Below are 26,948 nucleotides of genomic sequence, written 5' to 3'. Positions count from 1 at the left end.
TTGGCCGACTACATCCACTATTACAATCACGACCGAATCAAGCTCAAACTAAAAGGCCTGAGCCCTGTTCAGTACAGGGCCCAGGCCTTGGCTGCCTAGGGAACTAAACCGTCCAACTTTATGGGGTCAGTTCACCGGCGCAAGCCGGTGGGGCTTTTGTTTTATGCGATACCGGACCCTCACGCCTCCGCAATTTCCGCATTGCGCATCAGCCAGTGATAACGGAATGCGTCGGCGATACTCGCACATAACGCGTCGTCGTCCCAAGGCTTCGCGTGGAAGCGGAATACGGCGCCGCTATTGGTCGCTTCGATGATCGCGTCGACCGCCGTGTAGCCCGACAACATGATCCGGATAATCTTCGGGTGAATCTGCTTGACGCGCGACAGGAATTCGATGCCCATCATGCCGGGCATGCGCTGGTCGGAAATGACGACCTGGACGTCGTTCAAGGCAAGCAGGCTCAAACCTTCGTCTCCGCTTGCCGCGTACAGTACCCGATAGCCCTGGCGGCGCAGAAGCCGGCGCAATGCCGCGCTGACGCCGGGGTCGTCGTCGACGACCAGGACCGTCCGCACCTGTTCGTCAGGACACGCCACCGGTAGCGCCCGCTCCTCGCCAAGCAACTGCTCGAATGCCGCGGCCGGTATCGGACGAGTGAAATAGTAGCCCTGGATCTGGTCGCAACGATAAGTCGTCAGATAGCTGAGCTGCTCCTGGGTTTCCACGCCTTCCGCGATGACTTGCAATTGCAGGCTTTGGGCAAGCGAAATGATGGACCGCGCGATCGCCGCCGCGTCCGGATCGGTGGTAATGTCCCTGACGAACGATTTGTCGATCTTCAGCACATCGATCGGGAAGCGCTTCAGGTACGACAGGCTGGAATAGCCGGTGCCGAAGTCGTCCAGCGACAGCTGTACGCCGAGCCCCTTGAGCGTATTCATGATCGCGAGTGCGTGGTCGATGTCGGTCATGACCAGGCCTTCCGTCAGCTCGATGTCCAGGTAGCGTGCCGCGAGCCCCGATTCCGCCAGGACCCCTGTCACGACCTCGATCAGATCCGGCTGGTAGAACTGCTTGCCCGACAGATTGACGCCCACTCGCAGGCCTTCCCAACCGGCGTCATGCCAACGCCTGGCGTCCGCGCACGCGGTCCGCAATACCCACGTGCCGATTGGGACGATGAGCCCGGTTTGTTCCGCCAGGTCGATGAACCGGTCGGGCGACATCATGCCGAGTTCGGGATGCGCCCACCGCAGCAGGGCTTCCACGCCAACGATCCGACCGGTGCGCACGTCGACTTGTGGCTGGTAATGCAACAGCAATTCGCCCCGCTGGACGGCATGCCGCAGGTCGCCCTCGAGCCGCAGGCGTTCCATCGCGCGCGCTTTCATCGACGCCGTATAAAACTGCAGTTCGCCACCGCCTGCTTCCTTGGCGCGCTGCATCGCGATGTGGGCATTCTTGATCAAGGCGTTCGCCGTGTCGCCGTCGGCCGGGAATACCGATAACCCGGACGTGCAACTCAGGAAATGCTCGTGCTCCCCGACCTTGATCGGATCGCCCAGGGCGGCCATGATGCGCTGGACGGTATTGATCGCGGCGTGCTCGTCAGGTGTATCGGCGAGCACCAGCACAAATTCATCGCCACCGGTGCGCGCAGCCGTATCGTTCGGCCCCAGTGCCGTCCTCAGGCGGGCCGCTGTCTCTTGCAGGACCAAGTCGCCGGCTTCGTGGCCCAGCGTTTCGTTGACCAGGGCGAAGCGGTCGAGATCGATACAGACCAGCCACGCCTGTTCGTCCCGGCTCACGGCCCGTGCCATCGTCTGACTTGCCCTATCGCAAAGCAAATTGCGGTTGGCAAGTCCGGTCAGGGTGTCGTAATTCGACTGATATTCAAGCTGGTCCTCGCTTGCGCGTGCCTTGCGTTCGATGTGAAGCCGTTCGACCGCGATGCTGACCGTGTGGGCGCACAGGCCAAGGATCTCCATTTCGCCTTGATCGGGCACACGTCCGGCTTCGGTGAATACCGCAAGTGTACCGAGCAGCCGGTCCTGCCCGGAGCGAATTCCATACCACCAGCAGGCACGATCCCCATGCAGTGCGGCGGCATCGTGCGCGCCAGTCCAGCTCGGATCTTCCCCCACGTCGGCAACGAAGACCGGCCCGGCTTGCAGCCGTGCGCGTCGGTCCGGTGGCAATACCTCATCGACGTCGAATTCATTCAGGATGCCTCGTAGCGAAGCCGGAAGACTTGGCGCGACAACGTGTTCGAAGGCGGCGCCGTCCGCACCCAGCAACATCACCGCACAGTGCATGGCATGTCCGGACGACTCGACAATGTGCGTGGCGAGTTCCAGGAGTTCGGGCAGCGGCGCCCCCAGTGCCATCCGTTCCAGCAATTTCATCTGCTCATTCTTGAACTTCTGCAGACGCCGGCTTGCGCTGATGTCGCGGCAATATACGGCAAGGCCTTCCGATGAAGGATAGGCACGAACCTTGAACCGGCGATTCAGCGGCGGGAAGTAAATATCGAACTCGACCGTGCAATGTTCATGCATGGCCCTTTGAAATTCTGTATCGGCGATGCCGCCGACGAGCGCCGGATATTCCTGCCATAACATTCGTCCAAGCAATTGCTGGCGATCACGCTGAAGCAGGCGCTCGGTTTCCTTATTGACGTACGTAAATCTCCAGTCCAGATCGACTGTGAGGAATGCCTCCGTGATGCTTTCGAGCGTGGTGCCGAGACGGTGTGCGAGCCTGCGGATTTCGTCGTTCGCCAACCGCGTGTCATGGTTGTCGGTGGTGGTGCCGTACCACTTTACGATCGTACCGTGTTCGTCCCGGATCGGTATGGCACGCGCCTGATGCCAACGATAGCTCTGGTCGGCGCTGCGAAACACGCGGTATTCGGTCTCGAAGATGGCGCCCGAACCAAGCGACGCCTCCCAGATGCGCAGCGCCGGCGCAACGTCATCCGGGTGCAGTATCGTGACCCAGTTGTCGGCATCGATCTCCTCGACCAGTCCCGTGTACGTGTGCACCCAACTGTTGGCGTAATCGATCGCACCATCGGGGTCGGCAGTCCATACGATTTGCGGCATCGCATCGGCAAGCTGGTGGAAACGCTGTTCGCTTTGAAACAGGGCATGCGCGGCGTGCATCTGCTCCATCTGATGGAGCGCCTCTTCCCGCAGCTTACGATCGGTCAAGTCAGTATGGGTCCCGATCACCCGCGCCGCCTGTCCGCCCGCATCGGTACCGACGGCCATGCCGCGACTGAAGATCCAGCGCCAGCTTCCATCCTTCGCCCGCATCCGGTATTCCATCGCGTAGGTCGGCACCAGCCCGGCCACCAGCCTCGCCGTTGCGTCGAGAACCCGTCCACGGTCCTCCGGGTGGATCAGGTTTTCCCATTGTTTCCCGGTCCGGATCTCGGCGTCGCCATAGCCGAGCATCTCGCGCCAGCGGTGTGAAAAGTACACCGTATCGGTCCGGCCGTCCCAATCCCAGACACCATCGCCCGCGCCTTCGAGCGCATATTTCCAGCGAAACTCGCTTTCCTCGAGCGCGGCCCGGGCGCGGGCACGGTCGCGCATTCCGGACAACACGCTGTAACCGATCAGGACAATCAGGATGGACAGCCCACAGGCGCCGCCCAACACCAGGTTGCGCTGCCGGACATACGATTCGAGGATTTCATCGCGGCTACGGCCGACCGCCACGGCCAAGGCCTTCTTCGGTAATACACGCCAGGCATAGAGTCGAACGACACCGTCGATCTGCGAGGCGCGTGAATACATCAGTGTTTCCGTGCCCATCGACGCGAAGTCCGGCATGGTCTTCAGTACGTTGCGCGGCTCGGAAGACACTGCCGGCTCGCGCGCGACAATGGTACCGTCAGAGCGAACAAGGGCGACTGTCCCGTGCTCGCCAAGTTGCAGCTTTCCTGAAAACCGGGTGAAGTACTCCGGTGCCACCGACAATACGATCACGCCGGCGAAACGATTTCCGCGGGCCAGCAATGGACGGGTGAACTGGATACTTCCCCGTCCCGACACCCGGCCCTTGACCGGGCGGCTGACGAACAGCTTGTCGATCCCGCCGAGATGGGTGCGAAAGTGCTCGCGGTCGCTTAAATCGAGCCGCGGCGCCGAGCGGTCCACACTCGAATATGCCAGGTGCCCTGTGGCGTCGATGATACTGACCTGAAATGCCACAGGGCTTTCGAGAATCGCCTGCCGCTTGCGCACGTGGTCGTCAAACCTGTCCGGGTCGTCGAGCCATCGTTCGCGCAGGTCGATCGCCGCCAGGTCGATCATGTTGATGGAAGAATTGACTTCTTCAGCGAACAGACGCGCAATGTTATTGCTGTCCTTGGCGGCCTCGGCCAAGGTTTTTTCATAGGTGCCGTGCAACGACGCGATCACGACGGCCCACAGGCAAGGCAGGATAATTGCCGCAATGAGAGCGAGTTGTCCCGGCAACGGAAGTCGGGAAAACACCTGCAATGGCAGGCCGATCGATTTGGAGCTCACTCAGCGACCTTCTTATCCGGAAAGGCATCGCCGGCGCAACGACCACGCGATACCGTTAGATAGCCTTTGATTGGACCGGCGCTATCCAGGACGGCGGCGGCGCAGTCCAGTCACGGACATCCTGCATGGCATTCCCGACGACGTCATATCGTCAACAACAGTATATTGCCCGCCAAAACCACGGCTTACATTTTACATAGATTCCCAAGGGAAACATAAATGCGTTCCCATGAAGAAGAAAAATGTCGCATTTATGCTCAATTTATTCTTGCAAAGGATGAAACCGCTGGGGAGACACCCGCTTCATCAGATGAGTTCGCGATAAAAATACGTCGTATCGCACAACCCGCCTTGCGGCAGCAACGCAAAGCCGGGCACCACACCCAACCGCGTCCACCCCATGCGCGCGTACAGGCGCTCCGCTTCGGCGCTGGCCGTATCCAGTACCAGCAGCGTCTTGCCGAGCGACCGCGCTTCCCGCTCCGCCGCATCCATCAGCGCCGCGCCGACGCCCTGCTTGCGCGCCCGCCGCATCACGAGCATCTTGCACAGGTCCGCCCGATGCGGCTGGTTGTCCGGCATCGCCAGCACGAGGTGGACGGTGCCCACGATGCCGTGCTCGTCCTCGGCGACGAGCAACGCGCGCCGGCCAGACTCGACGTCGGCCGCGAGCCCACGCCACCAGCCGAGCGCCTGGCCCAGCGTGTACGGCTGCATGAACCCGACGGACGCGCCTCCCTCGACACAGTCGAAGAGAACGGCCGCCAGGCCTTCGATGTCGGCATCGGTCAGCGAATGGATACGACGTACGCGGCAACTCATGATCAGCTCCTGCTAAGCGTGGTAAGGACGACGGCGTAGCGCGCGGGCACGTCCCCGGGGTTGTGGAAGGAATTCGGTGCGTCGAGGGGTATGACGAGGCAGTCGCCCGTCTCCAGCAGCCAGGATTCGCTGCCGTACGTGATCTGCATGCGGCCTTCGAGGATCCAGATCTGTTGCAGCACGGCGGGCGTGCGAGGGCCGGCCTCGTACGTCACGCGCGTCCGCGGCGGAAACGTCACGTCGACGATGCGTGTCGGCGACTGGAATCCTTCGGGCGATACATTGCGGCGCAGATAGCCGGAATGCGGATCCTGCCACGTGACCTGGTCGGCATGGCGTGAGACAGGCTCGGCCTTGCGCGCCGGGTCGTCGAACAGCGATGCGAGCGGCACGCCGAGGCCCGCGGCCAGCTTGTCGAGCACGACGGCGGTCGGGCTCGTCTCGCCCCGCTCGATCAGGGACAGCATCGAACGGCTCACGCCGCACTGGGTCGACAAGGCATCGAGCGACAGGCCGCGCTCGCTGCGGAGGAGGCGCACCTGCTGGGCGATGCGTTCGTTAACGGTGGAGTCATCTTTCATAATGGATACATTCTCCAATATGAAAGACAAGACGTCAACTATCCTGGACTACCTCTCCAGTTTATTGGACACACCGACTACGATGTCGGCCCAGGGTCCGTCCCTGGCGCCACGAGCAATTCCTTCAACAACATGTCGTTGAAGGCGGGCAGATCATCCGGCTTGCGGCTCGTAACCAGTCGGGCATCCAGCACGACTTCCTCATCCGACCACTCGGCGCCCGCATTCATCAGGTCGCGCTTCAGGCTGGGCCAGCTGGTGAGATGCTTGCCGGTAGCGATGCCCGCGTCGATCAGCGTCCATGGGCCGTGGCAGATGGCCGCGACCATCTTGTCCTCGGCATCGAAGTCGCGGATGAAATCGATGGCCTCTTTGCTCAACCGCAGTTGATCCGGATTGGCGACGCCGCCCGGCAGCACGAGCCCGTCGAAGTCGGCAGGTTTCGCGTCGCGCACGTTCATCTCGACCTTGAAGCGGTCGGCCGGCTGCATGTGGTTAAAACCCTGCACTTCGTCGCCCGCCGCCTTCGGCGACAGCAACACGACGGTGGCGCCCTGCTCTTCCAGGAAAGAGCGCGGGCTCGTGTACTCGATCTGTTCCACGCCATCCGTCATGAGCATGGCGACGCGCTTGCCCTGCAAAGGCTTGTTGGCAACTTGTTCCATATAAACTCCCTTTGGTCGAACGTATGGGGACGACAGCCCATTCTAGGCAGGGCTTGCGGGGCGCGTCGCACGCGGCGAATCAGGTACGAGGAATGGCCGGATCAGCCGAACAGCGCCTGCCACACCATCCATGCGTTGGCGGAGGAAATCACGACGAACAGGAACCACGACAGCACCGTCGTCCACCACTTGTTGCCGAACTGCCCCATCAGGTCGTGGCGGCCCGTCAGGCGGATCAACGGGTACATGGCGAACGGCAATTGCAGGCTCAGCACGACCTGGCTGCCGACCAGCATCTTGCCGATGGCGTGGTCGCCCAACGTGAGCACGCCGATCATCGCCGGCCCCAGCGCCAGGCCGCGCGTGATCAGGCGGCGCTGCCAGCAGGGAATCCTGAGTTTCAGGAAGCCTTCCATGATGACCTGGCCGGCGATGGTGCCGGTGAACGTCGAGCTCTGGCCGGACGCCAGCAGCGCCAGGCCGAACAGGATCGCCGCGGCCGCCGTGCCCGCGACGGGGGCCAGCAGGTAATAGGCTTGGTCGATGTCCATCACGTTGCCGCCGCCCGGTTTATAAAACGCGGCCGCGGCCAGCACGAGGATGGCACCGTTGATGAATAGCGCCAGCAGCAGCGACACGACCGTGTCGACGCGCGACAGCCTGATCGCTTCGGCCAGATGGGCGCCGTCCTGGTTGAGGTCGTGGCGCAGGACGCGCGTCTGTACGACGGACGAGTGCAGGTACAGGTTGTGCGGCATGACGGTGGCGCCGAGGATGCCGATGGCGAGGTACAGCGCGTCGCGCTGGCCCACCTTGTCCAGCGACGGCACGAGACCCGCCAGGACGGCGCGCGGGTCCGGGTCGACGAGGAACAGCTCCGTGAACAGGCAGATGGCGATCGTCGCGATGAGGCCCAGCACGATCGCTTCCAGTTGCCGGAAGCCCTTCCCTTTCAGGCCCAGCACGATGATGGTATCGAGGGCCGTCAGCGCGACGCCAACGGGCAGCGACACGCCCAGCAGCAGATGGAACGCGAGCGCGCAGCCGAGCACTTCGGCCAGGTCGCACGCGATGATCGACACTTCGGCGAACGCCCACAAACCTTTCGCGTGCACCGGCGAATATTGTTCGCGGCAATGTACGGCGAGATCCTTGCCTGTGACGATGCCGAGCCGCATGCTCAGGCATTGCAGCACGATGGCCGCCAGGCTGGACAGCACGACGACGAACAGCAGGTCGTAGCCGAACTGCGAGCCGCCCTGGATGGCGGTCGCCCAGTTGCCCGGGTCCATGTAACCGACCGACACCAGCAGGCCGGGGCCCGCATAGCGCAGGATCTTTTTCCACAGCGGATCGTTCTCCGGCACATTGACGGTACCGGAGACTGCCGATGGGCAGAACGGTGCGGTGGCGTTGGTCGGTAGTTTGAGCATAGCGGGCAAGATAGCACGGTGAGTCCAGCGCACACCGTGCCCCGCCGCGCCCGCCATAAGACCGGTGCCCGCAGGCGGCCGGACCTTCAGTCGATGCCGAGCACGCGCATGCGGGCGCGCAGGCGGCGGATCTCGTCGGCCATGTCGACCACGAGCGCGGCGAGGTCCTCGTTGGCGTCGAAGTCGCGTTCGACGCGCAGCAGGCGCCGGGCCCGGGCCAGGTCGCCGCTACGGAAACGCCAGCTCGTCACCTGCACGCTGGTCTCGCCGCCCAGCACGCCCGCCTGCACGTGGCGCACGACCCACTCGGTCTCCACGTTGCAGGCGCGCGCCAGTTCGTCGAGCGTCAGCGCCACGTCGTCCAGCAGCACGCCGGTGAGAATATCGTCATGCATCGTTCAGGCTCCTATGCGTTCGCGTGGATTGAAGGCAAGGTCGCGCGCCATCGCCTCGTACAGCTCGCGCGCACGGTCGCTCGTGGCGGGCGGCAGCACCACGTTCAGCATCAGGTACAGATCGCCCGGCGTCCTGGCCGGAATGCCACGCCCTTTCAAACGCAGCTTGCGTCCGCTCTGCGACCCCGGCGGCACCGTCACCTCGACCGTGCCGGACGGCGTGGACACCGAGATGCTCGCACCTAGCGCCGCTTCCCACGGCGCCACCGGCACGTCCTGGTACACGTGTGTCCCTTCGACGCGATAGCGCGGGTCGGGGTTCAGCTGGATTTCCAGATACAGGTCGCCGGCCGGCCCGCCGCCGAATCCCGGATGCCCCTGCCCCCGCATGCGCAGCTGCTGGCCCGGCGTGACGCCTTTCGGAATGTTCACGCTGAGCGTCTTGTCCTGCATCGTCGTGCGGCCCTGCGCATCGTGCTGCGGGATACGCAGGCTGACCGTGCGCGTGGCGCCCTGGTAGGCGTCGCGCAGGTCGATGGAAATCGCCGCATGGATGTCCTCGCCGGGCATCTGGAACCCGCCGCCGCCCGCATGCGCGCCCCCGCCCGCGCGCGAGCGCCGGCCCACGTGGGCGAACAGGTCGTTAAAGAAATCGTCCCCGCCGGCACCGCCGAAATCGAACTGCGTGCCCCAGTCCGGCGGCGGCTGGAAGCCCTGGCCGGGCCGGTGTCCGCGGCCCAGTTCGTCGTAGGCCGCACGCTTCTCGGCGTCGCCCAGCACGTCGTAGGCCTCGTTGATTTCCTTGGTCTTCGCGTCCGCGTCCTTGTGCTTGCTGACGTCGGGGTGGTACTGCCGCACCAGCTTGCGGTAAGCCTTCTTGATGTCGTCCTGGGTCGCGGTCTTCTCGACACCAAGCGTCTGGTAGTAGTCCTTGTATTCCACGAGCTTGCTCCTGGATCGGTTGGATAGTTGAATGTCCCGTAAGTTGTGGCGGGAGGCTTGCTTTTCAACTACTCATCGTCTTGCCGCGGCATGACATGAAGCTCAGTATCCGGCATGCCTCCCTTAAAAATCAGTTTTTGAAATGTGGCTCTCTACCTTAACCACACGATTGCTCAACAGTGCCTGAATATGCACTCTAGTGACGAATCTTGTCGTGTCTTTTCGATCCGCGCTCACGATGATCGATTTTGCACTTCCGTCGTAGGAACACGGTGTATCGGTCTCGGGCGGGCAAATAAAACCGAGTGCCTCCAAGGCTTTGCGGCGGTCGACTTGATTCACGACTCGAGGAGAATTGACCAGATTGCCAATCGTATGATCTACGGCCACCTCACCCAAAAAAAGCGAGTGTTTTAGTTGTATCGCGACCTCACTATTACCGAGTCCGGTGTAATCGTTGGTTGCAGCCGGATCAATAGCACATGCAGAAATCAGCAGCGGGAAAATATATCTGATAATTTTCATCGAGCGAAATTTAAAGTGTTCGGGTCTGAAAGTCCTCCCCCTCGGTAATTTATTTTAATCGCCGCTTACTGCTTGTTTCCTATCACATTGTCACAAATGTAAAATTTGTGTGCGCGCATCTGGCGGCTCCTTCGGCAGCCGGAACAGCCTGGACGGCCCCTGGAACAACGGCACGGCGAACTGGAGCAAGGACGCCAACCTGCAGTGGCTCACCAGCTTCACCACCCGATAAATCAATGCCGCACGCTTGATGCATGCCTCATCAAGCCTCCTTGGCCGTCATTAGCATTTCAACCAGTATCCGGCCATGAACGGCAGTGCTAGATTCCTAGTGTTGCCGTTCGTCCAACAAGGAGGGAGTCATGGTGAGCAAATGGGTCAAGCGCACGAGCATCGCATTGGCGGCACTCGCCCTGCTGGGGGTCGCCACGGCCGGCGTCGGCAAGGTGCTGGGAGAACGCAAGATGGCGCGCAGCATCGCGCTCGACGTGCGTCCGCTCGACATCGTGCCCGACGTCGCCCGCGTCGACCACGGCCGCTACCTGTACAACACGCGCGGCTGCGCCGAGTGCCATGGCGCGGACGGCGCCGGCAGGACGGTCGTGCGCGACGGCGGCATGCTCGTCGTCGCCCCCAACATCACGGCGGGCCCGAACGGCACCACGGCGCGTTACCGCGTGATCGACTGGGTGCGTACCGTGCGCCACGGCGTCAAGCCGAACGGCAATCCCGTCATGATCATGCCCAGCGAGGATTACAGCCGCCTCAGCGACGAAGACATGGCCGCCCTCGTCGCGTACCTCGAGCAAATGCGGCCCGTGTCCGGCGCGAAGGCCGTCATCGACGTGCCGGTGCCCGTGAAGGCGTTGTACGCGTTCGGCGTGATCAAGGATGCGTCCGAAAAGATCGACCACGCGCTGGCGCCGCCGCAGGCCATGCCGGCCGCCGTCACGCCGGCGTATGGCGCGTATGTCGCCGCGACGTGTACAGGCTGCCACGGCGCGGACCTGGCCGGCGGCCGCGTCCCCGGTGCCCCGCCGTCCTGGCCGCCGGCCGCGCGGCTGGTGCCCGGCAAGGGCAGCGCGATGAATCGCTATCCGACGGCGGACGCGTTCATGGCCATGCTGCGGACGGGCCACCGGCCGGACGGCAGCGCGATCAGTCCCGTGATGCCGTTCGGGTCGTTCCGGCAGATGAACGAGACGGACCTGCGGGCGTTGTATGCCTACCTGAAATCGGTGCCGGGGACGGCCCTGGCGCAGCGGTAGAGGCCGTCGTTCCCGCGCACGCGGGAACCCATGGTGAGTTTTCGAAGTCCGTTGACTATCACATCGGCGTCACTTCCGACGTACCCAATTCTGTTGTCCAGTATAGGTTCCCGCTTTCGCGGGAACGACGGGTTGGCGGACGGGTCGTTCCGTCACACAAGCTTGTCGATTCCTCAGTAAAATGATCGGTTTCCCCAGCAAACCGATCGATGACGTCCAACCTGTCCAGCACCGGCGCCCTTGCGCCGCATCCCGTCCGCGCCGAGATCGCCACCTTGTGGCGGCTTTCGTGGCCCATGCTCGTGGGCCAGCTCGCGACCGTCGGCATGGGCGTGGCGGACGTCGCCATGACGGGCCACGTCAGCGCCGAAGAGCTCGCCGCCGTGTCGCTCGGCACGTCCGTGTGGTCGATCATCCTCGTCACCGTCATGGGCATCATGATGGCCGTGAACTCGGTCGTCTCGCACGAGATGGGCGCCGCCCGCTTCGACCGCATTTCCCACTCCGTGCGCGAATCGCTGTGGATGGGTCTCGGCGTCGGCGTCGCAGGCTGTCTCGCGGCGAACCTGTGCACGCTCGTGTTCGACCACATCGGCCTGGACCAGTCCGTCGCGGACCGCGCGTCGGCATTCCTGCACATCATCAGCCTCGGCATGCCCGCGTTCGCCTGCTACCGCGCGCTGTACGGCTATACGACGAGCATCAACCAGACCAAGCCGATCATGATCATCGCGCTCTGCGGCCTCCTGTACAACATCGGCATGAACTGGCTGTTCATCTTCGGCGAATTCGGCCTGCCGAAACTGGGCGCGCTGGGCTGTGCCGTGTCCACGGCCAGCGGCATGTGGCTGATGCTGGGCGCGATGGTCGTGTGGATCAAGTTGTCCAGCGCCTACCGCCAGACATATCCGTTCACGCACTGGGAAGGTCCGAACTGGAAAGAGATCGGCAGCATGCTGCGCCTGGGCCTGCCGATCGGCGTCACGCACTTCGCGGAGGTCAGCGCGTTCGGCATCATCAGCCTGCTCGTGGCGCGCTTCGGCGTGATCGAGGTGTCGGCGCACCAGATCGCGCTGAACTTCGTGTCGCTCGTGTTCATGGTGCCGCTGAGCTTCGGCATCGGCGCGCTCACCCGCGTCGGCCAGGCGATGGGCGAAGGCAATCCGGTACGTGCGCGCTTCGTCGCGTGGGTGGGCACGGGCATGTGCATCGCGTTCGGCCTGTTGTCCGCGATCGGCATCGCCCTCTTCCGGTGGCAGATCTCGGCCATGTACACGTCCGACGCGGCCGTCCAGGCCACGTGCGTGATGCTGCTGCTGTTCGCCGCGCTGTTCCAGCTGTCCGATTCCACGCAGGTCGCGGCCGCTTCGGCCATCCGCGGCTACAAGGTGACGCGCTCGCCGATGGTGATCCAGATGATCGCGTTCTGGGGCGTGGCCTTGCCCGTCGGCTGGATCCTGGGCCTCGCGCCGGACTGGTTCCCGTGGTCGCCGGACAAGCCGATGGCCGCCACCGGCTTCTGGATCGGCCTCGTGCTGGGCCTGACCGTGGCCGCCGTGCTGCTGGCGTGGTCGCTGAATCAACTCTCCAAGCTGCGCATCCGCGACCACGCATAAATTCGGGGTCAGAGCACTTTTTTGCGCACAATCCTTGAAGCAAGCTTTAATGGTGGCCCGGGCCCGCTTGCAATTCCTGTTGCAAGCGCCGGGTGTCCTCGCAGCGATTTTGTCCGGCGACACATTGATCGAAAATGTGCTCCGACCCCGAATTTAAGGCAAAAAAAAGCCGATGGACGGGGAATCCATCGGCGTAACCCTAGGAGAGAGTTTCATCCTATTGTCGGCATTGGGGTGCCGACGAAATGATCATAGTGCATCGCAGCAGATGTAAACATTACAGTTCGTCCATCATTGCGCCCCTTCCCGCCCGCCGTCTTTACAGCTTTTACGGGACGACTCTGGTATCGTTCCGCCGTTGCACACGAATAATTTTTTAAACTTTACCCAAACCCTCCATGCGCCTTCTTCTCTGCCTTTTAGCCGCATTGTCGGCCGTTCCCGCATCGGCGGAACGGCTGACGCTGGACCGTATCCACGCCGACCCGGCGTTGGCCGGTCCAGGCGTCCGCAGCCTGCGCGTCTCGCCCGACGGCGAACGCGTGACCTTCCTGCGCGGCCGCACCGACAACCAGTTCCAGCTGGACCTGTGGGAATTCAACATGAAGGACAAGACCACGCACCGCCTGGTCGACTCCAAGCAATTGGTCCCGAACGAGAACCTGTCGCTGGAAGAGAAGGCAAGGCGCGAGCGCGCCCGCACGGCCAGCCTGTCCGGCATCCTGAGCTATAGCTGGTCGCCTGACGGCAAGCAGCTGCTCGTGCCGATCGCGGGCGACCTGTACCTCGTCGACGTGAACCGGCCGGAAGCCGCGCGCAAGGTGGCATCGGGCAATGTCGGCGATCCGAAGATTTCGCCGAAGGGCCGTTACGTGTCGTACGTGCGCGACCAGAACCTGTTCGTCATCGACCTGGCGACGGGCCAGGAGCGCCAGCTGACGACGGACGGCAAGGACACCGTGCACAACGGCGAAGCGGAATTCGTCGCGCAGGAAGAAATGGACCAGCACACGGGCTATTACTGGGCCCCGGACGATTCCGCCATCGCCTACCGCCGCTACGACGAGGCGCAGGTGCCCGTCGCGCGCCGCTTCGAGATCTTCGCGGACCGCACGGAAGTCATCGACCAGCGCTACCCCGCCGCCGGTGCGAAGAACGTCGAGATCGACCTGATGATCGTGAACCCGGCGACGGGCGCGCAGAAGAAGGTCGACCTCGGTCCCGAGAAGGACATCTACCTCGTGCGCGCGGACTGGAGCGCGGATGCCAGGACCTTCGTCTACCAGCGCCAGTCGCGCGACCAGAAGCGTCTCGATCTCGTCGCCGTCGATGCGGCCACGCTGGCCCAGCGCCCGCTGCTGACGGAAACGTCGAAAACCTGGGTCAGCATCCACGACGACCTGCGCTTCCTCGGCCGCCAGAAGGCGTTCATCTGGGCCTCCGAGCGCAGCGGCCGCAAGCACCTGTACCTGTACGACCTGTCGGGCAAGCTGCTGCACCCGATCTCCAGCGGCGAATGGGGCGTCGACAACATCCTCGCCGTCGACGAGCAGGCCGGCAAGGTCTATATCGCGTCGAACAAGGACGCCGTCATCGACAAGCAGACGTACGTGCTGAACCTCGACGGCAGCAACGCGAACAAGCCGGTCCGGCTGACGAAGCAGGACGGCTGGCACGAGGACGTGTTCGCCCGCAACGGCAAGATTTTCGTGGACACGTTCTCCGATCCGAACACGCCGCCGCAAGTGTCGATCCGCCGCGCGGACGGCAGCATGGTCGAGTGGCTCGAACACAACGAGTTGAACGCCCAGCACCCGTACGCGAACTACGCGAAGGACCACCTGCCGACGGAATACGGCAGCATCAAGGCGCACGACGGTCAGACGCTGTACTACTCGATGATCAAGCCGGCGAACTTCGACGCCGCGAAGCGCTATCCGGTCTTCCTGTTCACGTACGGCGGCCCGCATTCGCAGCGCGTCACGCGCCAGTGGGGCAATCTGTTCAACCAGTACATGGCGCAGCAGGGCTTCGTCGTGTTCGTGCTGGACAACCGCGGTTCGTCGCGCCGCGAGCGCGCGTTCACCGACGTCATCTACGGTAACCTCGGCGCGCATGAAGTCGAGGACCAGCTGACGGGCATCGACTGGCTGGCGCAACAGAGCTTCGTCGATCCGAAGCGCGTGGGCGTGTTCGGCTGGAGCTATGGCGGCTTCATGACCCTGCGCCTGCTGGAGGCCGGCTCGGACAAGATCGCGATGGGCGTGTCGGTGGCGCCCGTGACGGACTGGGCCCTGTACGACACGCACTACACGGAGCAGTTCGTGGGCGCGACGCCGCAGTCGGATCCGGCCGCCTATGAACGCAGCGGCGTGTTCGCGCACCTGGACGGCCTGAAGTCGCCGCTGCTGCTGGTGCACGGCATGGCCGACGACAACGTGCTGTTCACGAACTCGACGCGCCTGATCGACGCGCTCGTCAACCGCAACGTGCGCTTCGAGCTGATGACGTATCCGGGTGCCAAGCACGGCATTTCGTCGCGCGCGGGACAGCGGCACGTGTATGGCCTGATCGAGGCGTTCTTCAAGAAGCACCTGGGCGGGACCGCGCCGAAGTAAGATTCGTTTCCCAATAAAAAAATCGGCCGCAACGTGCGGCCGATTTTTCCTGGCGCCAGCTTATTTGGTGGCGTCGTGGATTTTTTCCTTCAGGTCGCCCAGCTTTTCCTGGGTCTTGCCTTCGACCTGGTTCTGCAAGCCTTTCACCTGCTGCTCGGCGCTGCCGACGATCTTGCCGGCCTCCTCCTGGATCTTGCCGCCGATGTCTTGCAGTTTGCCGTTGATCTGGTCCGAATTCATGGTGTTCTCCTTTCGTTCAAAGTTCGACACCATCGTAGCGCCGGCCCCGGTATTGCTCAGTTAGCGCACGCACATTGCATGCGCGCGACGGTCCAGTCGCGCCGCTGATAGCATTCTGTCATGAACAATGACACCTCCCCCGCCGTCAAGCCGGCCCAGCACAAACTGATGCGCCGCTTCGTCCTCGTCGACGGCATCGCGGTGCTGTTCCTCGCGCTCGTCGCGGCCGTCGTGCTCGCCATCGACGCGCTGCTGCTGCTCTTTGCCTGCGTCCTGTTCGCCGTGCTGTTGTACGAGCTGAGCGCGATCCTGTGCCGGCGCTTCGGCTGGAACCGCAAGCTCGCGCTCGTCGTCGTCGTGCTGGCGCTGCTGCTCATCATCGGGCTCGGCGGGTGGGCGATGGCGCCGCAGATCGCGGAGCAGTCGACCGAACTGGCGCAGCAGATTCCGCAATCGCTGCAGCGCCTGCGCCAGATGGTGGAGAACCAGCCGCTGCTCGCGCGCATCGCCGCCGACCTGCCGGATGCCAAGCAACTGATCGGATCGATGCAGCAGTTCGTGCCGAATGCGGGCATCTTTTTCGGCGGCGTGCTCGGCGCACTCGGCAACGTCGTTATCATTGTATTCGTCGGCATTTATTTCGCGCTGTCGCCGCGCCAGTACAAGCAGGGCATCGTGAAGCTCGTACCGCAGGGCAAGCGCGAGCGCGCCGTGCAAGTGATGGACGACATCGGCGACACGCTGGCGCGCTGGCTGATCGGCAAGTCGCTGTCGATGCTGATCGTCGGCGCGGCAACGGCCGGCGGGCTCACGCTGCTGGGCGTGCCGCTGGGACTGATCCTCGGCATCATCGCCGGGCTGCTCGACTTCATTCCCTACATCGGCCCGATCATGGCGGGCGTGCCGGCGGTATTGATCGCGCTGTCGATCAGTCCCGACCTGGCGCTGTACACGGTGCTGCTGTTCCTCGGCATCCAGACGGTCGAAGGCTATGTGCTGCAGCCGCTCGTCGAGGCGCGCGCGGTCGAGATGCCGCCTGCGCTCACCATCGTCATGCAACTCGTGTTCGGCACGCTGTTCGGTTTCGCGGGCATCGCGCTGGCGACGCCGTTGACGGCCATGTTGATGGTGCTCGTCGACAAGCTGTACGTGGAAGACATCCTCGGCGACCGGCCGACGGGCTGACGTAAAAACGGCCGCACGAGGCGGCCGCTTCTACGTCAGGTAAGCAGATCGCCGGTATCAGCGGTTGCCCTTGTTGATCGCGTCACGCAGATCACCGGCTTTTTCCTGCACCTTGCCTTCGACCTGCTTCGACAGGCCCTTGGCCTGCTGTTCGCTGCTGCCGACAGCCTTGCCGACTTCTTCCTGAATCTTGCCGCCGATATCCTTGGCTTTACCTTTGATTTGGTCGTCGTTCATGTCGGAATCCTCCTTGATGAGTAAAACCGCTTGCGAATCAAGCGGGATGCATTCAGGATAATTGGATGGCGCCCTTCATTCTGTACGCAAACTAACAAACCATTAACTCGCCTTGCGCCACACGCTCGCGAGCCAGGGCTGCTGGTCGCGCGGCAATCCTTCCGGACGGTAATAGTGGCGCAGCGGCACGAAGCCGGCATCAACCACGTAGCGCTCCCAGGCGGCGTAGTCGTGGAAGCAGCCGTAGCGCGGCCCGTTCCACCCTTCTTCGTTATGGCCGCGTGGATTCGAGCTGAACAGTACGCCGCCCGGCTTCAACGCCGCGCACAATGCCATCAACACGTTGGGCAGCAGCTCGCGCGGCACGTGGAACAGCGAGGCGTTGGCGAAGATGCCGTCGAACGCCGCTGCCGGCAGGTGCAGGTCGATAAAGTTCTGGTGCCATACCTCGCAGCCGCTGTACGCCCGCGCCATCTCGACGAATTGTTCACTGCCGTCCAGGCCGATGGCATGGTGGCCCAGCGCCGTGAACGTCCTGAGGTCGCGCCCCGGGCCGCAGCCGAAGTCGAGAATGGTGTAAGGGGCCGGCGCCTCGATCGCGCTCAGCAGCGCCTCGATGTTCTGGCTGACGTCGTGGTCGATCGTGCCGGCGAAGAACCGGCGCGCGTTGTCGTCGTAATGGTGCAGCGTGCGCCGCGTGATGTCTTCGTAGTCGTCGTCTTCGATCATGTGTGCAAAGTGGTGGATGATGCGCCGGTCGACATCAAGATAGTGCTGTTTCATAAGCAATAACCACGCTGAAAGAGGTCCGAACCATTCTAGTCCGGGCCTCTTTCCGGCCGGCGCAGCTTACCCGCTAGACATAAAATGCTGCTTACCAGACGCGTACGCGCTGCTCCGGCGGCAGGTACAGCGCCTGTCCCGGCTGCACGTCGAACGCCTCGTACCAGGCGTCCAGGTTGCGCACGGTGGCCGTGCGGTATTGCGGCGGGGCGTGGCCGTCCGTCAGGATACCGCGCCGCTCGGCCGCCTCGCGCGCCTTCGTGCGCCAGCTCTGCGCATAGCCCGTGAAGAACTGGCGGTCGCTCTCCGCCGACGCGTTCTTGCCGGCGGCGGCGCGATAGGCATCATACGACGCTTCCAGGCCCGCCAGGTCGGCGAGGTTTTCGGACAGGGTCAGCTGGCCGTTGACGGCGAGGTCCGGGTACGGTTTATAGGCGTTGTACTGCTCGACGAGTTTCCGGGACGCGGCCTTGAAGTGCTCCATGTCCGCCTTCGTCCACCAGTCGCGCAGGCGGCCCTGGGCATCGAACTGCGAACCCTGGTCGTCGAAACTGTGGCTGATCTCGTGGCCGATGATGGCGCCGATCGCGCCGTAGTTGACGGCATCCGGCGCCTTCGGGTCGAAGAACGGCGGCTGCAGGATCGCGGCCGGGAAGTTCAGCGCGTTCTGCAGCGGCAGGTTGACGGCATTGACGAGCTGCGGCGGCATCGACCAGTCCGTGCGGTCCGGCTTCGCATGCAGCTTCGCGAATTCCTGGTCCGTGTGGAACGCCTCGGCCCGCAGCGCGTTGCCGAACGCATCCTTGGCATCGACTTTCAGGCCGGCATACGATTTCCACTGGTCCGGATAGCCGACGCCCACGTACAAGGTCTTGAGTTTTTCCTTCGCCTGGGCGCGGGTGGCGGGCGCCATCCAGTCGAGCTTGTCGACGCGCTTGCCGAAAGCCGCCACGATGTTCGCGACCATTTTCTGCAGCTGCGCCTTGTTCTCCGCCGGGAAATATTTCGCGACGTACAGTTTGCCGACCGCCTCATCCATCGCCTCGTTCGTCGCGCCCAGCGCCCGCTTCCAGCGCATCGATTGCTGCGGCGTGCCGGACAGCGCCTTGCCGTAGAACGCGAAGCGCTGGTCCACGAAGGCCTTCGGCAGCACGCTGGCCATGCGGTTGATGGTGTGGAAGGCGAGATAATCCTTCCACGTCGCGAGGTCGATCTTGTCGACCAGCGCCGCCTCGCCTTTCACGGCGGACGGATGCCAGACGATGAACTTGTCCTGGTCGCCCAGCCGCGCGGCCTTGAAGAACGCATCCCAGTCGAGGCCCGGCGCGTTGGCGGCGAAGTCCTTGCGGGTCCACGTGTTGTCGGCCTTCAGCACGTCGGCCGAGTCGGCGCGGGTGCCGTGGGTGTTGGCGATGTCGACTTCGAGCGCGAAGATTTTCGCGGCGCGGGCGTCGGCGTCCTCATCCGTAGCGGCGTAGCCGGCGAGCTTGAGCATTGCCGCGATGTGTTTCTGGTACTGCGTGCGCAGGCCGGCCATCCGTTCGTTGTTGTCCAGATAATACGCGCGGTCCGGCATGCCCAGGCCGCCCTGCAGCAGGTACGGCCAGTTGTGGGCCGGATCGTGCAGGCCGGGCGAGATCCAGACGCCGAAGATGTTCTCGGTCGCAAAATGCGTATTGTTCAGCGGGTCGACGTCCGCGCGCACGGACGCGCCCAGCGCGCGCACGAGGCCCGCCTTGTCCTTGATGGCGCCGATCTGCGCCAGCAGCGGCTTCAGCGGCGCGATGCCGCGCGCCTCGATCGCGGATTCGTCCATGTAGGCGTTGTAGTAACCGGCGACCTTGCGCGCTTCCGGTCCCGCTTTCTTGTTGGAGTCGACGCCTTCGATCAGCTTGACGATGCGCTGGTTCGTGTCTTCCGCCAGGTTGTCCATCGCGCCCCAGCGGCTGCGGTCCTCGGGAATGGTCGTTTTGGCAAGCCAGTCCTTGTTGGCCCAGGCAAAGAAATCGTCGCCCGGCCGCAAAGCGGCCTGGGCGGTCCCGGCCGCGTTGACGTCCTCCTTGGCCGCGGGCGGGGTCTGCCCGGATGCCGCCGCGCCCGTGGTAACGAGCGCGGTACCGCACATCGCGAGGACGATGGCGGTCCTGATCGGAGTCCAGCTGATGTTCATGGTGCCTCTCCTAAAAAAATTTCAAAAAAATCTTTCGACAACCCTAAAGTTCTCCAAAACGCTGCCGTAAAAGGCAGACAACCGGCAATCCGGCCGGAGTTTGCCTCAATGGTGGAGCGCAGTCATGACGTCCAACGAAGTCCTCGCAATGTATGAAAACATCGCCGCCCTCAGCAGCCGCATGGCTGTCGCTGCGCGCGAAGGGGATTGGGACGGCCTGGCGCGCCTGGAAACGCAGTGCGCCCTGCAGTCGAGCGCGGCAAAGAGCGGCGTCCCGCCGCTGGAAGGCGCCGCCCGCAAGCGCAAGGTCGACCTGCTCAAGCAGATCATGGCCAACGACCGCGCCGTGCGCGACATTACCGAGCCGTGGATGGGCCAGCTGGACCGCGCACTGAGCCCGGCCCACTGATCCGCCCTACTCCGCCTGAAGCCCCTTCGACTTGCCGTCCAAGGGGCTTTTTGCTTTCTGCGCGGCCAGGATGCCATCCATGTTCCCTTCGATCCATGCGGCGAGGTCGCCGAGCTTGTGCCCGATCTGCTCGCCGAGTGGCGTCAGCCGGTATTCCACGTGAGGCGGGACGACGGGATGGGCGATGCGCTGCACGAACCCGTCCTGCTCGAGCCAATACAGCGTCTGGGCCAGCATTTTTTCGCTGATGCCGCCCACCTTGCGGCGCAGTTCGCCGAAGCGGTGCGTGCCATCCATCAACGCGACGAGCAGCAGCACGCCCCAGCGGCTCGTCACATGTTTCAGCACTTCACGCGACGGGCAGTATTCGGAGAATAAGTCCGCGCGCACAAGCTCGTTCATGTCCCCTCCTCGATCGATGATCTGCCCCTATGGTAGCGATAACCCGAGCGGGAGGCCAACGCGCGCCGCGCAAACAAAAACCGCGCAGCGACGTGGGTCATCTGCGCGGCTCTCTGGAATGGGGAGCGCGACTACCAGGCATCCCCTGGCGTCGCCTCTTGCCGGTTGCCTCCGGCGTCCGTCTGCCACTGTTGGCAGCGAACCGCTTCCGGCATCAGGCGCTTCCTCAGCGACCGTCCGACCCCGCGCCACGCTATCGGTGGTGGCTGCGGCGGACCCTGATCCGTGTACTTCGGGATTGAGTATAACGCAAAATCAGCACTTGTGTAGACGACTCGCAGGAAGATTTTGAACGCTATTCCAGCGTCGGCTCGGCGGCCTCGCCTGCCGCCGGCGGCGCCTTGCGGCGACGGACGGCATATGCCCCCGCGCCACCCAGCACCAGCACGCCGATGGCGGCGCCGATCCAGCCCCAGGGCAAGCTTTCGTCCGGCGCCGGCGCCTTCGGCTTGTGCGGCACGAGCGGCTTGATCGACGAGATCGGGCGTGGCCCGGCGGGCTTCGGCGGAGGCGGCGCCGGCTTCGCCTCGGCTTCCTTCGGCGGCTCCGGGTTGGCCTCGGCCTCCTTCGGCGGCGCCGGCTTGTTCTCCGGCATGGTCTCGGGCTTTGGCGCCTCGTGCGACACGGCCGGCGCGGCCAGCGACACCTGCAGCTTCTTCATCCGGTCCTCGACCTGGCCGAGGCGGGAACGCAATTCGTCGTTCTTCGCGCCGAGGGCCGCGCAGGCCTGCACTTCCTCGGCCCGGGGCGCACAGGCGGGCGGCGGGGTCGCCGGCCTGGCGATGGGCGCCGGCGGCGGACGGCGCACCACCGGCCTGGGCGGCGGCGTTGGCGGTTTTGCGGCTTCGCGCCGGACCACCGGCGCCGCATGCGCCACGCGGGCCCGTTCCACCTGCGCGAGCAATACCGCGTCGGGGTTGGCCGGAGGCACCTGCGCCGGCACAGGTGCCGCCACGCGCACGGGCGCGGGCGGCGGCGCGGGATTCGGATCCGGCGTCAGCCACAGCGTGGCCAGGCGCACGGCACGCTGGCCCTTGTCGACGAGCTCCAGGTACAAGTGCACGTGGTCCGCGTCGACGGGACGCAGCGACGTCACGTGCAGGAACTGGCGGCCGTCGCGCCGCATCACCGACAAATTCAGGCTGGACAGCAGGGGCGGCACGGCGATGCCCGCGCCGTTGTAGACCTCCGGACTGGCCACGCGCACCTGCACGGGCGCGGCGGCATCGTCGAGCATCGTCAGCTCGACGTCGGCCACGAGCGGCTGGCCGATGTGCGACGACACGCGCGGGTCGCCCAGCTCGGCCGCGTGGGCGGATGCGAACGCGGCAAGGGCAAGGCTGGAGAATAAAAGGCGGGTGCGGCGGGCCATGGCGTGGGAAAAATGGGGCTTCAACGTGGTTAACGGCCGTTGCGGTACACTCTTTAATTCCATTGTCAAACCAACAGGATGCATCCATGGAAAACCGGATTGAGAAGGACAGCTTCGGCCCGATCGACGTACCGAACGATCAGCTGTGGGGTGCGCAGACCCAGCGTTCGCTGCACCACTTCCACATTTCGAGCGAGAAGATGGCGCCGGAACTGGTCGCCGCGTTGGCGCAGGTGAAGCGCGCGGCCGCCGCCGTCAACCGCTCGCTCGGCAAGCTCCCGCAAGACAAGGCCGATGCGATCATCCGCGCGGCCGACGAAGTGCTGGAAGGCCGTCATCCGTCCGAATTCCCGCTGTCCGTGTGGCAGACCGGCTCCGGCACCCAGAGCAACATGAACATGAACGAGGTGCTCGCGAACCGCGCCTCGGAACTGCTGGGTGGCGAGCGGGGCGAGGCGCGCCTGCTGCATCCGAACGACCACGTCAACATGGGCCAATCGTCGAACGACATGTTTCCCACCGCGATGCACGTGGCGGCCGCGCTGGCCGTCGCCAAGGACGTGCTGCCGGCGCTGGCAAAGCTGCGCGGCACGCTGGAAGTGAAGTCGCGCGACTTCGCCGACATCGTCAAGATCGGCCGCACGCACCTGCAGGATGCGACGCCGCTCACCCTGGGCCAGGAATTCTCCGGCTACGTGGCGCAACTCGAATTCGCCGAGCTCGCGATCAAGAACACGTTGCCCGGCCTGCTGCTGCTGGCCGCCGGCGGCACCGCGGTGGGCACGGGCCTGAACGCGCATCCGGAATTCGCCAACCGCATCGCGGCCGAGATCGCGTCGCGCACCGGCCTGCAATTCAAGTCGGCGCCGAACAAGTTCATGGCGCTGGCCGGCCATGACGCGATGGTGCTGGCGCACGGCGCGTTCAAGACGCTGGGCACGGCCCTGATGAAGATCGCCAACGACGTGCGCTGGATGGCGTCCGGCCCCCGCTCCGGCCTGGGCGAGATCACGATCCCGGAAAACGAGCCGGGCAGCTCGATCATGCCGGGCAAGGTGAACCCGACCCAGTGCGAGGCGCTGACAATGCTGTGTTGCCAGGTGTTCGGCAACGACGTCGCGATCACGGTCGGCGGCGCGCAGGGCAACTTCGAACTGAACGTGTTCAAGCCGATGATCGCCCATAACTTCCTGCAGAGCGCGCGCCTGCTGGCGGACGGCATGCGCTCGTTCGACGAACATTGCGCGCAGGGCATCGAGCCGAATCGCAAGCGCATCGGCGAATTGATGGAGCAGTCGCTGATGCTGGTGACCGCGCTGGCCCCGCATATCGGGTATGATCGCGCCGCGCAAATCGCCAAGACGGCCCAGCACAACGGCCTGACCTTGCGCCAGGCAGCCCTGCAATCGGGCTTCGTCGACGAGACGCAGTTCGACCAGTGGATCGTGCCGATCGAGATGACGCGGCCCAGCCCGGCCTGACGGTACCGCATCGGATACATGACGTCGCCCCGCTCGCGTGGAGGCGACGTTGTTTTTTTGAAAAGTATTGTCTAAACGAACACAACAGTACGACGCCCATTTTTAACAGAGGATAAAATGCAAACAACAACTTTTGAACTGACTTCGGAGTTCATCGAACTGAACCAGCTGTTGAAACTGGTCGGCGTGGTGGACAGCGGCGGCGCCGGCAAGCACGTGGTGGCGAGCGGCGACGTGTCGGTCGATGGAAAGAAGGAACTGCGCAAGACGGCCAAGATCCGCGCGGGCCAGGTCGTAACGCTGGGCGATATTCGTATTCAAGTGCGCTGAGGCGCACCCGGCGCACCCCGCGGTCGCACCGCGCGAGCCGTCCCCGACGGTAGGGTTGACGTTTGCGCGCTGACAAACTTGGGCAGTCCCCCTTCTCTATATTGAAGTCGTAACATTCGGCCCAAAGGTGAGGAAGATGGAAACCCCAGAATCAAGCTCCATGACGCAGCAGCGCTTGATCGGCGACCTGCGTCTCGTCATCGAAAACGCGGAAGAACTGCTCAAGAATACCGATCACTACACCGGTGTCGTGTACCAGAACGCCCGCGCCAAGCTGGCCGTCGCGCTCAATGCCGCCAATGAGGAACTGGCCCGCTTCGAAGAGGACCAGTTGAACAGGATGATGGAAGCGACGCGTGCGGCCAACGAGCTGCACCACGACAAGACCGGAGAAGAACGCATCCTGCGCGCCTTCTACCACTGACCGCGCGGCGCCACCGTCTACGGCGCCGCGTTTGCCCCGTTTTTGATTCCCGCCACCATTCCCCGATCGAGCCAGCGCCGCAGGTGCACGGCCACGTCGAAGTCCTCGTCCGCATCGAATGCCGCATCGAGCGCCGCGCCGAAGGTGTCGCCGTGCGCCAGGCACGCCAGCGCCGCATGTTCCGCCGCGCCGATGGCTTCCACTTCCACGTCGAGCCGGGGCCGCAGCACCAGCGCGTGCGTGGCCGTCTGCAATTCATCCGGAAAGTCCGGACCGTCCGCCTGGTGCGCGCGCCACAGCGCCACGGTGGCCCACGGCGACGCATGCAGGCGCAGCGCCGGATGCAGCACGGCGCGCGCCGCCTCGAAGGCATCCGGCGCGAGGCCGGCGAGGCTCGCGGGAGCCGCATCCGCATTGGGCGCGTACCACGCCTCGTGCACGCACCATTCGAGGCGCGCGACATCGGGCAGGTAGGGATGATCGGCCGCCGGCGTAAAACCGGCGAGGAAGTCGGGCAGCGCGGCGCCGAAACGATTGAGGTCCGGATCGCGCGCCGGATGCGCCTGGCCGTAGACCCGCGCGAGCGCGTCGAAGAATTCCTCGCCCACGAGCTGGCGCAGCACGGGGTACGCCGACGCCAGCGCGCGCGCCCAGTGCGCGTGCAGGTTGCCCCGGTAGATGCCGACGCGGCGCGGATCGCCTTTCAGCAGCGGAGCTAATGCGGCGTCGTGCGTGCTGTCGAACAGCGCCGCGCCGAAGGTTTGCTGGAGGGCGTCCAGGCCGGCGGCCGGTGCCGGGTCGACAGGCGCGACGGCGCTGTCGGCGACGACGCCCCGCCCCGCCGTCGCGGCAATCGCATCCGCCTGCGCCACCTCGTCGAGCAGCACGTCGAGCGGCGGCAGGTCCGTGTCCCATTCGACGAGCGTGGGCACGGCGCCGAAGCGGGCCAGCGCCGCGCGGTACAGGTCCCACACGGGCGGCGCGACGCGGGCGCCGTGGTGGTCGATGAGGCCATCGTCCGTGACGAGATGGCCGCCCAGGTGGATCTCGCCCACGCAGCCGGCCGGCAGCGCGGCGATGGCGGCATGCGCATCCTCGCCGTGATTGCGCTCGTTGACGTACAGGTTGTTCACGTCCAGCAGCACGCCGCAGCCCGTGCGGCGCGCGAGTTCGGCGAGGAAGTCCGCCTCGCTCATCGCGTCGCCCGCGAAGCGCACGTAGGTGGAGACGTTTTCGACGAGGATGCGCCGTCCCAGCACCTCCTGCACGCGCGCGACGCGCGCGGCGACGAGGTCGAGCGCCTCACGGTCCAGCCGCAGGGGCAGCAGGTCGTTCAGCTGGCGGTCGCGCAGCGCGCCCCAGGACAAGTGTTCGGAGACGAGCACCGGCTGGAGTGTACGCACGAGGGCGGCCACGCGGGCCAGGTGGTCATCGGAAAAGCCGTGCACGGACCCGAGGCCGAGGCCCACGCCGTGCAGGCTGACCGGATAGTCGCGGCGCACCGCGGACAGCACGCGCCAGTCGTGGCCGGCGCGTGCGAGAAAGTTTTCCGTGTGGACCTCGACCCAGCCAACGTCGGGCCGGCGTTCGAGGAAATCGCGGTAATGCGGCGCGCGCAGGCCAAGGCCGGCACGGCGGGCGGCGGCCATGGTGAGGCTTATTTACCCTGTTTCGGCGGATTCAGTTTGCCGCCGTCTTTTTCGCAGGTGCCCTTCGGGACGAATTTCCATTCGCCCGGGTCCTTGTCGGCCGTCGCCATGCCGGCGCAGCCGTGGGTGGCGGTGCCGCAGTCGTTCTGGCCGGCCTTGGCGACGCCGTAGCATTTTTCTTCGTTGCCGGATTGCGCATCCATCTGGCCGCCGGCCGTGGCCTGGGTGGCGCAGACGCTCGCGAGCGCGGCAGCGATCAGGGCTTGTCGTTTGTTCATTGGGGATTCTCCGAAATGCAGGTCAGTACACGGCAGGCATTCTATCCCGGCCGGAGCGTAACGAGTGGAAAAGTAACCCGGCCGGGGCGGCCGTTGTCGGCTGCGCGCCGGACGTCGTCGTCGCTGGCGGCAGCCCGATGGTGGCGGCTGAGCGGATGGTATTGTGTGGCCGCCCCCGTCGTGCCGGGTACTGGGCCGATAACGCGGGCGGCGGGAATTCCGTTGACGCGCGCGCGTCAGGCCGTCGTGTTGATGTGGTTGCCCAGGTGCGGCGGCAGGTTCGGCGTCGGCGCGGCGGACTGCACCGCTTCCAGCAGCTGGGTGGCTGCCGAGGCCTGGATGTCCTGCGTCTTTTTCAGCACGGCGACGGCGACGTCCTGGCGGATGCCGGTGTCGGCGATGCTGGTGGCAAGCTTGGCGATACCTAAGGCGTCCATATGCGCTCCTGGTGGGTGTGTCGACGGTCGGCCAGCACGGGGTTCGCCCGCACGACCGCTTATCCCGTGTTAACGACACGACCGG

At 64.5% G+C, this 26,948-nt stretch carries 27 protein-coding genes; 10 read left to right on the top strand and 17 right to left on the bottom strand.

Going from position 1 to position 26,948, the window contains the following annotated elements:
• Positions 1–99, top strand: a 99-nt coding sequence (locus tag ASD28_RS31140; protein WP_156650903.1) for an IS3 family transposase, incomplete at its 5' end; no start/stop codon positions are given.
• 80 nt (positions 100–179) lie between these two features.
• On the opposite strand, the gene ASD28_RS14760 is transcribed toward ASD28_RS31140, so the two are convergent.
• From ASD28_RS14760 to ASD28_RS31840, 8 genes are all read right to left on the bottom strand, one after another.
• On the bottom strand, positions 180–4,541 hold the full coding sequence (locus ASD28_RS14760; RefSeq protein ID WP_082577580.1) for an EAL domain-containing protein: 4,362 nt from the start codon (positions 4,539–4,541) through the stop codon (positions 180–182).
• A gap of 306 nt (positions 4,542–4,847) precedes the next feature.
• On the bottom strand, positions 4,848–5,363 hold the full coding sequence (locus ASD28_RS14755) for a GNAT family N-acetyltransferase (RefSeq protein ID WP_056129154.1): 516 nt from the start codon (positions 5,361–5,363) through the stop codon (positions 4,848–4,850).
• 2 nt (positions 5,364–5,365) lie between these two features.
• Positions 5,366–5,944: a helix-turn-helix domain-containing protein gene (locus ASD28_RS14750; RefSeq protein WP_056129151.1), complete on the bottom strand. Its 579-nt coding sequence runs from the start codon at positions 5,942–5,944 to the stop codon at positions 5,366–5,368.
• Between the two features lie 77 nt (positions 5,945–6,021).
• On the bottom strand, positions 6,022–6,609 hold the full coding sequence (locus ASD28_RS14745) for a type 1 glutamine amidotransferase domain-containing protein (RefSeq protein WP_056129148.1): 588 nt from the start codon (positions 6,607–6,609) through the stop codon (positions 6,022–6,024).
• A 101-nt stretch (positions 6,610–6,710) separates the two neighbouring features.
• Complete coding sequence (locus ASD28_RS14740) at positions 6,711–8,042, bottom strand: Nramp family divalent metal transporter (RefSeq protein ID WP_056129146.1); 1,332 nt, start codon at positions 8,040–8,042, stop codon at positions 6,711–6,713.
• 86 nt (positions 8,043–8,128) lie between these two features.
• Entirely contained in the window at positions 8,129–8,437 is a 309-nt protein-coding gene (locus tag ASD28_RS14735) for a chaperone modulator CbpM (protein ID WP_056129143.1), read from the bottom strand.
• 3 nt (positions 8,438–8,440) lie between these two features.
• A complete protein-coding gene (locus ASD28_RS14730) occupies positions 8,441–9,379 on the bottom strand; it encodes a DnaJ C-terminal domain-containing protein (RefSeq protein ID WP_056129140.1) in 939 nt (312 codons plus the stop codon).
• Positions 9,380–9,502: 123 nt separating this feature from the next.
• Positions 9,503–9,904, bottom strand: a complete 402-nt coding sequence (locus ASD28_RS31840) for a hypothetical protein (protein WP_156403954.1) — start codon at positions 9,902–9,904, stop codon at positions 9,503–9,505.
• Positions 9,905–10,013: 109 nt separating this feature from the next.
• On the opposite strand from ASD28_RS31840, the gene ASD28_RS33080 reads away from it, so the two are divergent.
• The 4 genes from ASD28_RS33080 to ASD28_RS14715 all read left to right on the top strand — a co-directional run bounded on the left by ASD28_RS33080 (position 10,014) and on the right by ASD28_RS14715 (position 15,406).
• Positions 10,014–10,136, top strand: a complete 123-nt coding sequence (locus ASD28_RS33080; RefSeq protein ID WP_267873818.1) for a hypothetical protein — start codon at positions 10,014–10,016, stop codon at positions 10,134–10,136.
• A gap of 130 nt (positions 10,137–10,266) precedes the next feature.
• Positions 10,267–11,172 carry a c-type cytochrome gene (locus ASD28_RS14725; protein ID WP_202114562.1) on the top strand — a complete coding sequence of 302 codons (906 nt, stop codon included), beginning with the start codon at positions 10,267–10,269 and terminating at the stop codon, positions 11,170–11,172.
• Between the two features lie 209 nt (positions 11,173–11,381).
• Positions 11,382–12,788 carry an MATE family efflux transporter gene (locus ASD28_RS14720; RefSeq protein ID WP_056129137.1) on the top strand — a complete coding sequence of 469 codons (1,407 nt, stop codon included), beginning with the start codon at positions 11,382–11,384 and terminating at the stop codon, positions 12,786–12,788.
• A 398-nt stretch (positions 12,789–13,186) separates the two neighbouring features.
• Positions 13,187–15,406, top strand: coding sequence for a S9 family peptidase (locus ASD28_RS14715; protein WP_056129134.1), 2,220 nt, complete (start codon positions 13,187–13,189; stop codon positions 15,404–15,406).
• A gap of 60 nt (positions 15,407–15,466) precedes the next feature.
• Here ASD28_RS14715 and ASD28_RS14710 read toward each other — a convergent pair whose 3' ends face one another.
• The gene (locus tag ASD28_RS14710) at positions 15,467–15,646 is read right to left on the bottom strand and encodes a CsbD family protein (protein ID WP_056129131.1); all 180 of its coding nucleotides are present in this window, start codon (positions 15,644–15,646) and stop codon (positions 15,467–15,469) included.
• A gap of 120 nt (positions 15,647–15,766) precedes the next feature.
• On the opposite strand from ASD28_RS14710, the gene ASD28_RS14705 reads away from it, so the two are divergent.
• Entirely contained in the window at positions 15,767–16,831 is a 1,065-nt protein-coding gene (locus tag ASD28_RS14705; protein WP_056129128.1) for an AI-2E family transporter, read from the top strand.
• Positions 16,832–16,888: 57 nt separating this feature from the next.
• On the opposite strand, the gene ASD28_RS14700 is transcribed toward ASD28_RS14705, so the two are convergent.
• The 3 genes from ASD28_RS14700 to ASD28_RS14690 form a co-directional block, all read right to left on the bottom strand.
• Positions 16,889–17,068: a CsbD family protein gene (locus ASD28_RS14700; RefSeq protein WP_056129126.1), complete on the bottom strand. Its 180-nt coding sequence runs from the start codon at positions 17,066–17,068 to the stop codon at positions 16,889–16,891.
• 102 nt (positions 17,069–17,170) lie between these two features.
• The gene (locus tag ASD28_RS14695; RefSeq protein ID WP_056129177.1) at positions 17,171–17,797 is read right to left on the bottom strand and encodes a bifunctional 2-polyprenyl-6-hydroxyphenol methylase/3-demethylubiquinol 3-O-methyltransferase UbiG; all 627 of its coding nucleotides are present in this window, start codon (positions 17,795–17,797) and stop codon (positions 17,171–17,173) included.
• Positions 17,798–17,942: 145 nt separating this feature from the next.
• A complete protein-coding gene (locus ASD28_RS14690) occupies positions 17,943–20,021 on the bottom strand; it encodes a M13 family metallopeptidase (RefSeq protein WP_056129123.1) in 2,079 nt (692 codons plus the stop codon).
• A 124-nt stretch (positions 20,022–20,145) separates the two neighbouring features.
• Between ASD28_RS14690 and ASD28_RS14685 the strand changes: the two genes are divergently transcribed.
• Positions 20,146–20,430 carry a flagellar protein FliT gene (locus ASD28_RS14685; protein ID WP_056129118.1) on the top strand — a complete coding sequence of 95 codons (285 nt, stop codon included), beginning with the start codon at positions 20,146–20,148 and terminating at the stop codon, positions 20,428–20,430.
• Positions 20,431–20,436: 6 nt separating this feature from the next.
• On the opposite strand, the gene ASD28_RS14680 is transcribed toward ASD28_RS14685, so the two are convergent.
• Positions 20,437–20,832: a helix-turn-helix domain-containing protein gene (locus ASD28_RS14680; protein ID WP_056129116.1), complete on the bottom strand. Its 396-nt coding sequence runs from the start codon at positions 20,830–20,832 to the stop codon at positions 20,437–20,439.
• A 355-nt stretch (positions 20,833–21,187) separates the two neighbouring features.
• A complete protein-coding gene (locus tag ASD28_RS14675; protein ID WP_056129112.1) occupies positions 21,188–22,264 on the bottom strand; it encodes a hypothetical protein in 1,077 nt (358 codons plus the stop codon).
• An 86-nt stretch (positions 22,265–22,350) separates the two neighbouring features.
• Here ASD28_RS14675 and fumC point away from each other — a divergent pair, with 86 nt between their 5' ends.
• The 3 genes from fumC to ASD28_RS14660 all read left to right on the top strand — a co-directional run bounded on the left by fumC (position 22,351) and on the right by ASD28_RS14660 (position 24,499).
• Entirely contained in the window at positions 22,351–23,745 is a 1,395-nt protein-coding gene (gene fumC, locus ASD28_RS14670; protein ID WP_056129109.1) for a class II fumarate hydratase, read from the top strand.
• Positions 23,746–23,862: 117 nt separating this feature from the next.
• Positions 23,863–24,075 carry an RNA-binding S4 domain-containing protein gene (locus ASD28_RS14665; RefSeq protein ID WP_036238457.1) on the top strand — a complete coding sequence of 71 codons (213 nt, stop codon included), beginning with the start codon at positions 23,863–23,865 and terminating at the stop codon, positions 24,073–24,075.
• A 136-nt stretch (positions 24,076–24,211) separates the two neighbouring features.
• Complete coding sequence (locus ASD28_RS14660) at positions 24,212–24,499, top strand: DUF883 domain-containing protein (RefSeq protein ID WP_056129106.1); 288 nt, start codon at positions 24,212–24,214, stop codon at positions 24,497–24,499.
• A gap of 17 nt (positions 24,500–24,516) precedes the next feature.
• Here the strand turns inward: ASD28_RS14660 and ASD28_RS14655 are convergent, their stop codons facing one another.
• The 3 genes from ASD28_RS14655 to ASD28_RS14645 all read right to left on the bottom strand — a co-directional run bounded on the left by ASD28_RS14655 (position 24,517) and on the right by ASD28_RS14645 (position 26,863).
• A complete protein-coding gene (locus ASD28_RS14655) occupies positions 24,517–26,148 on the bottom strand; it encodes a DUF692 family multinuclear iron-containing protein (RefSeq protein ID WP_056129103.1) in 1,632 nt (543 codons plus the stop codon).
• 8 nt (positions 26,149–26,156) lie between these two features.
• Positions 26,157–26,426 carry a DUF2282 domain-containing protein gene (locus ASD28_RS14650; RefSeq protein ID WP_056129100.1) on the bottom strand — a complete coding sequence of 90 codons (270 nt, stop codon included), beginning with the start codon at positions 26,424–26,426 and terminating at the stop codon, positions 26,157–26,159.
• A gap of 236 nt (positions 26,427–26,662) precedes the next feature.
• Positions 26,663–26,863 carry a YjfB family protein gene (locus ASD28_RS14645; RefSeq protein ID WP_056129098.1) on the bottom strand — a complete coding sequence of 67 codons (201 nt, stop codon included), beginning with the start codon at positions 26,861–26,863 and terminating at the stop codon, positions 26,663–26,665.
• Between the last annotated feature and the right edge of the window lie 85 nt (positions 26,864–26,948).

It is taken from the genome of Massilia sp. Root133 (assembly GCF_001426525.1).
Taxonomy (GTDB): domain Bacteria; phylum Pseudomonadota; class Gammaproteobacteria; order Burkholderiales; family Burkholderiaceae_D; genus Telluria; species Telluria orientalis.
This window is presented reverse-complemented; position numbering and strand designations above follow the sequence as displayed.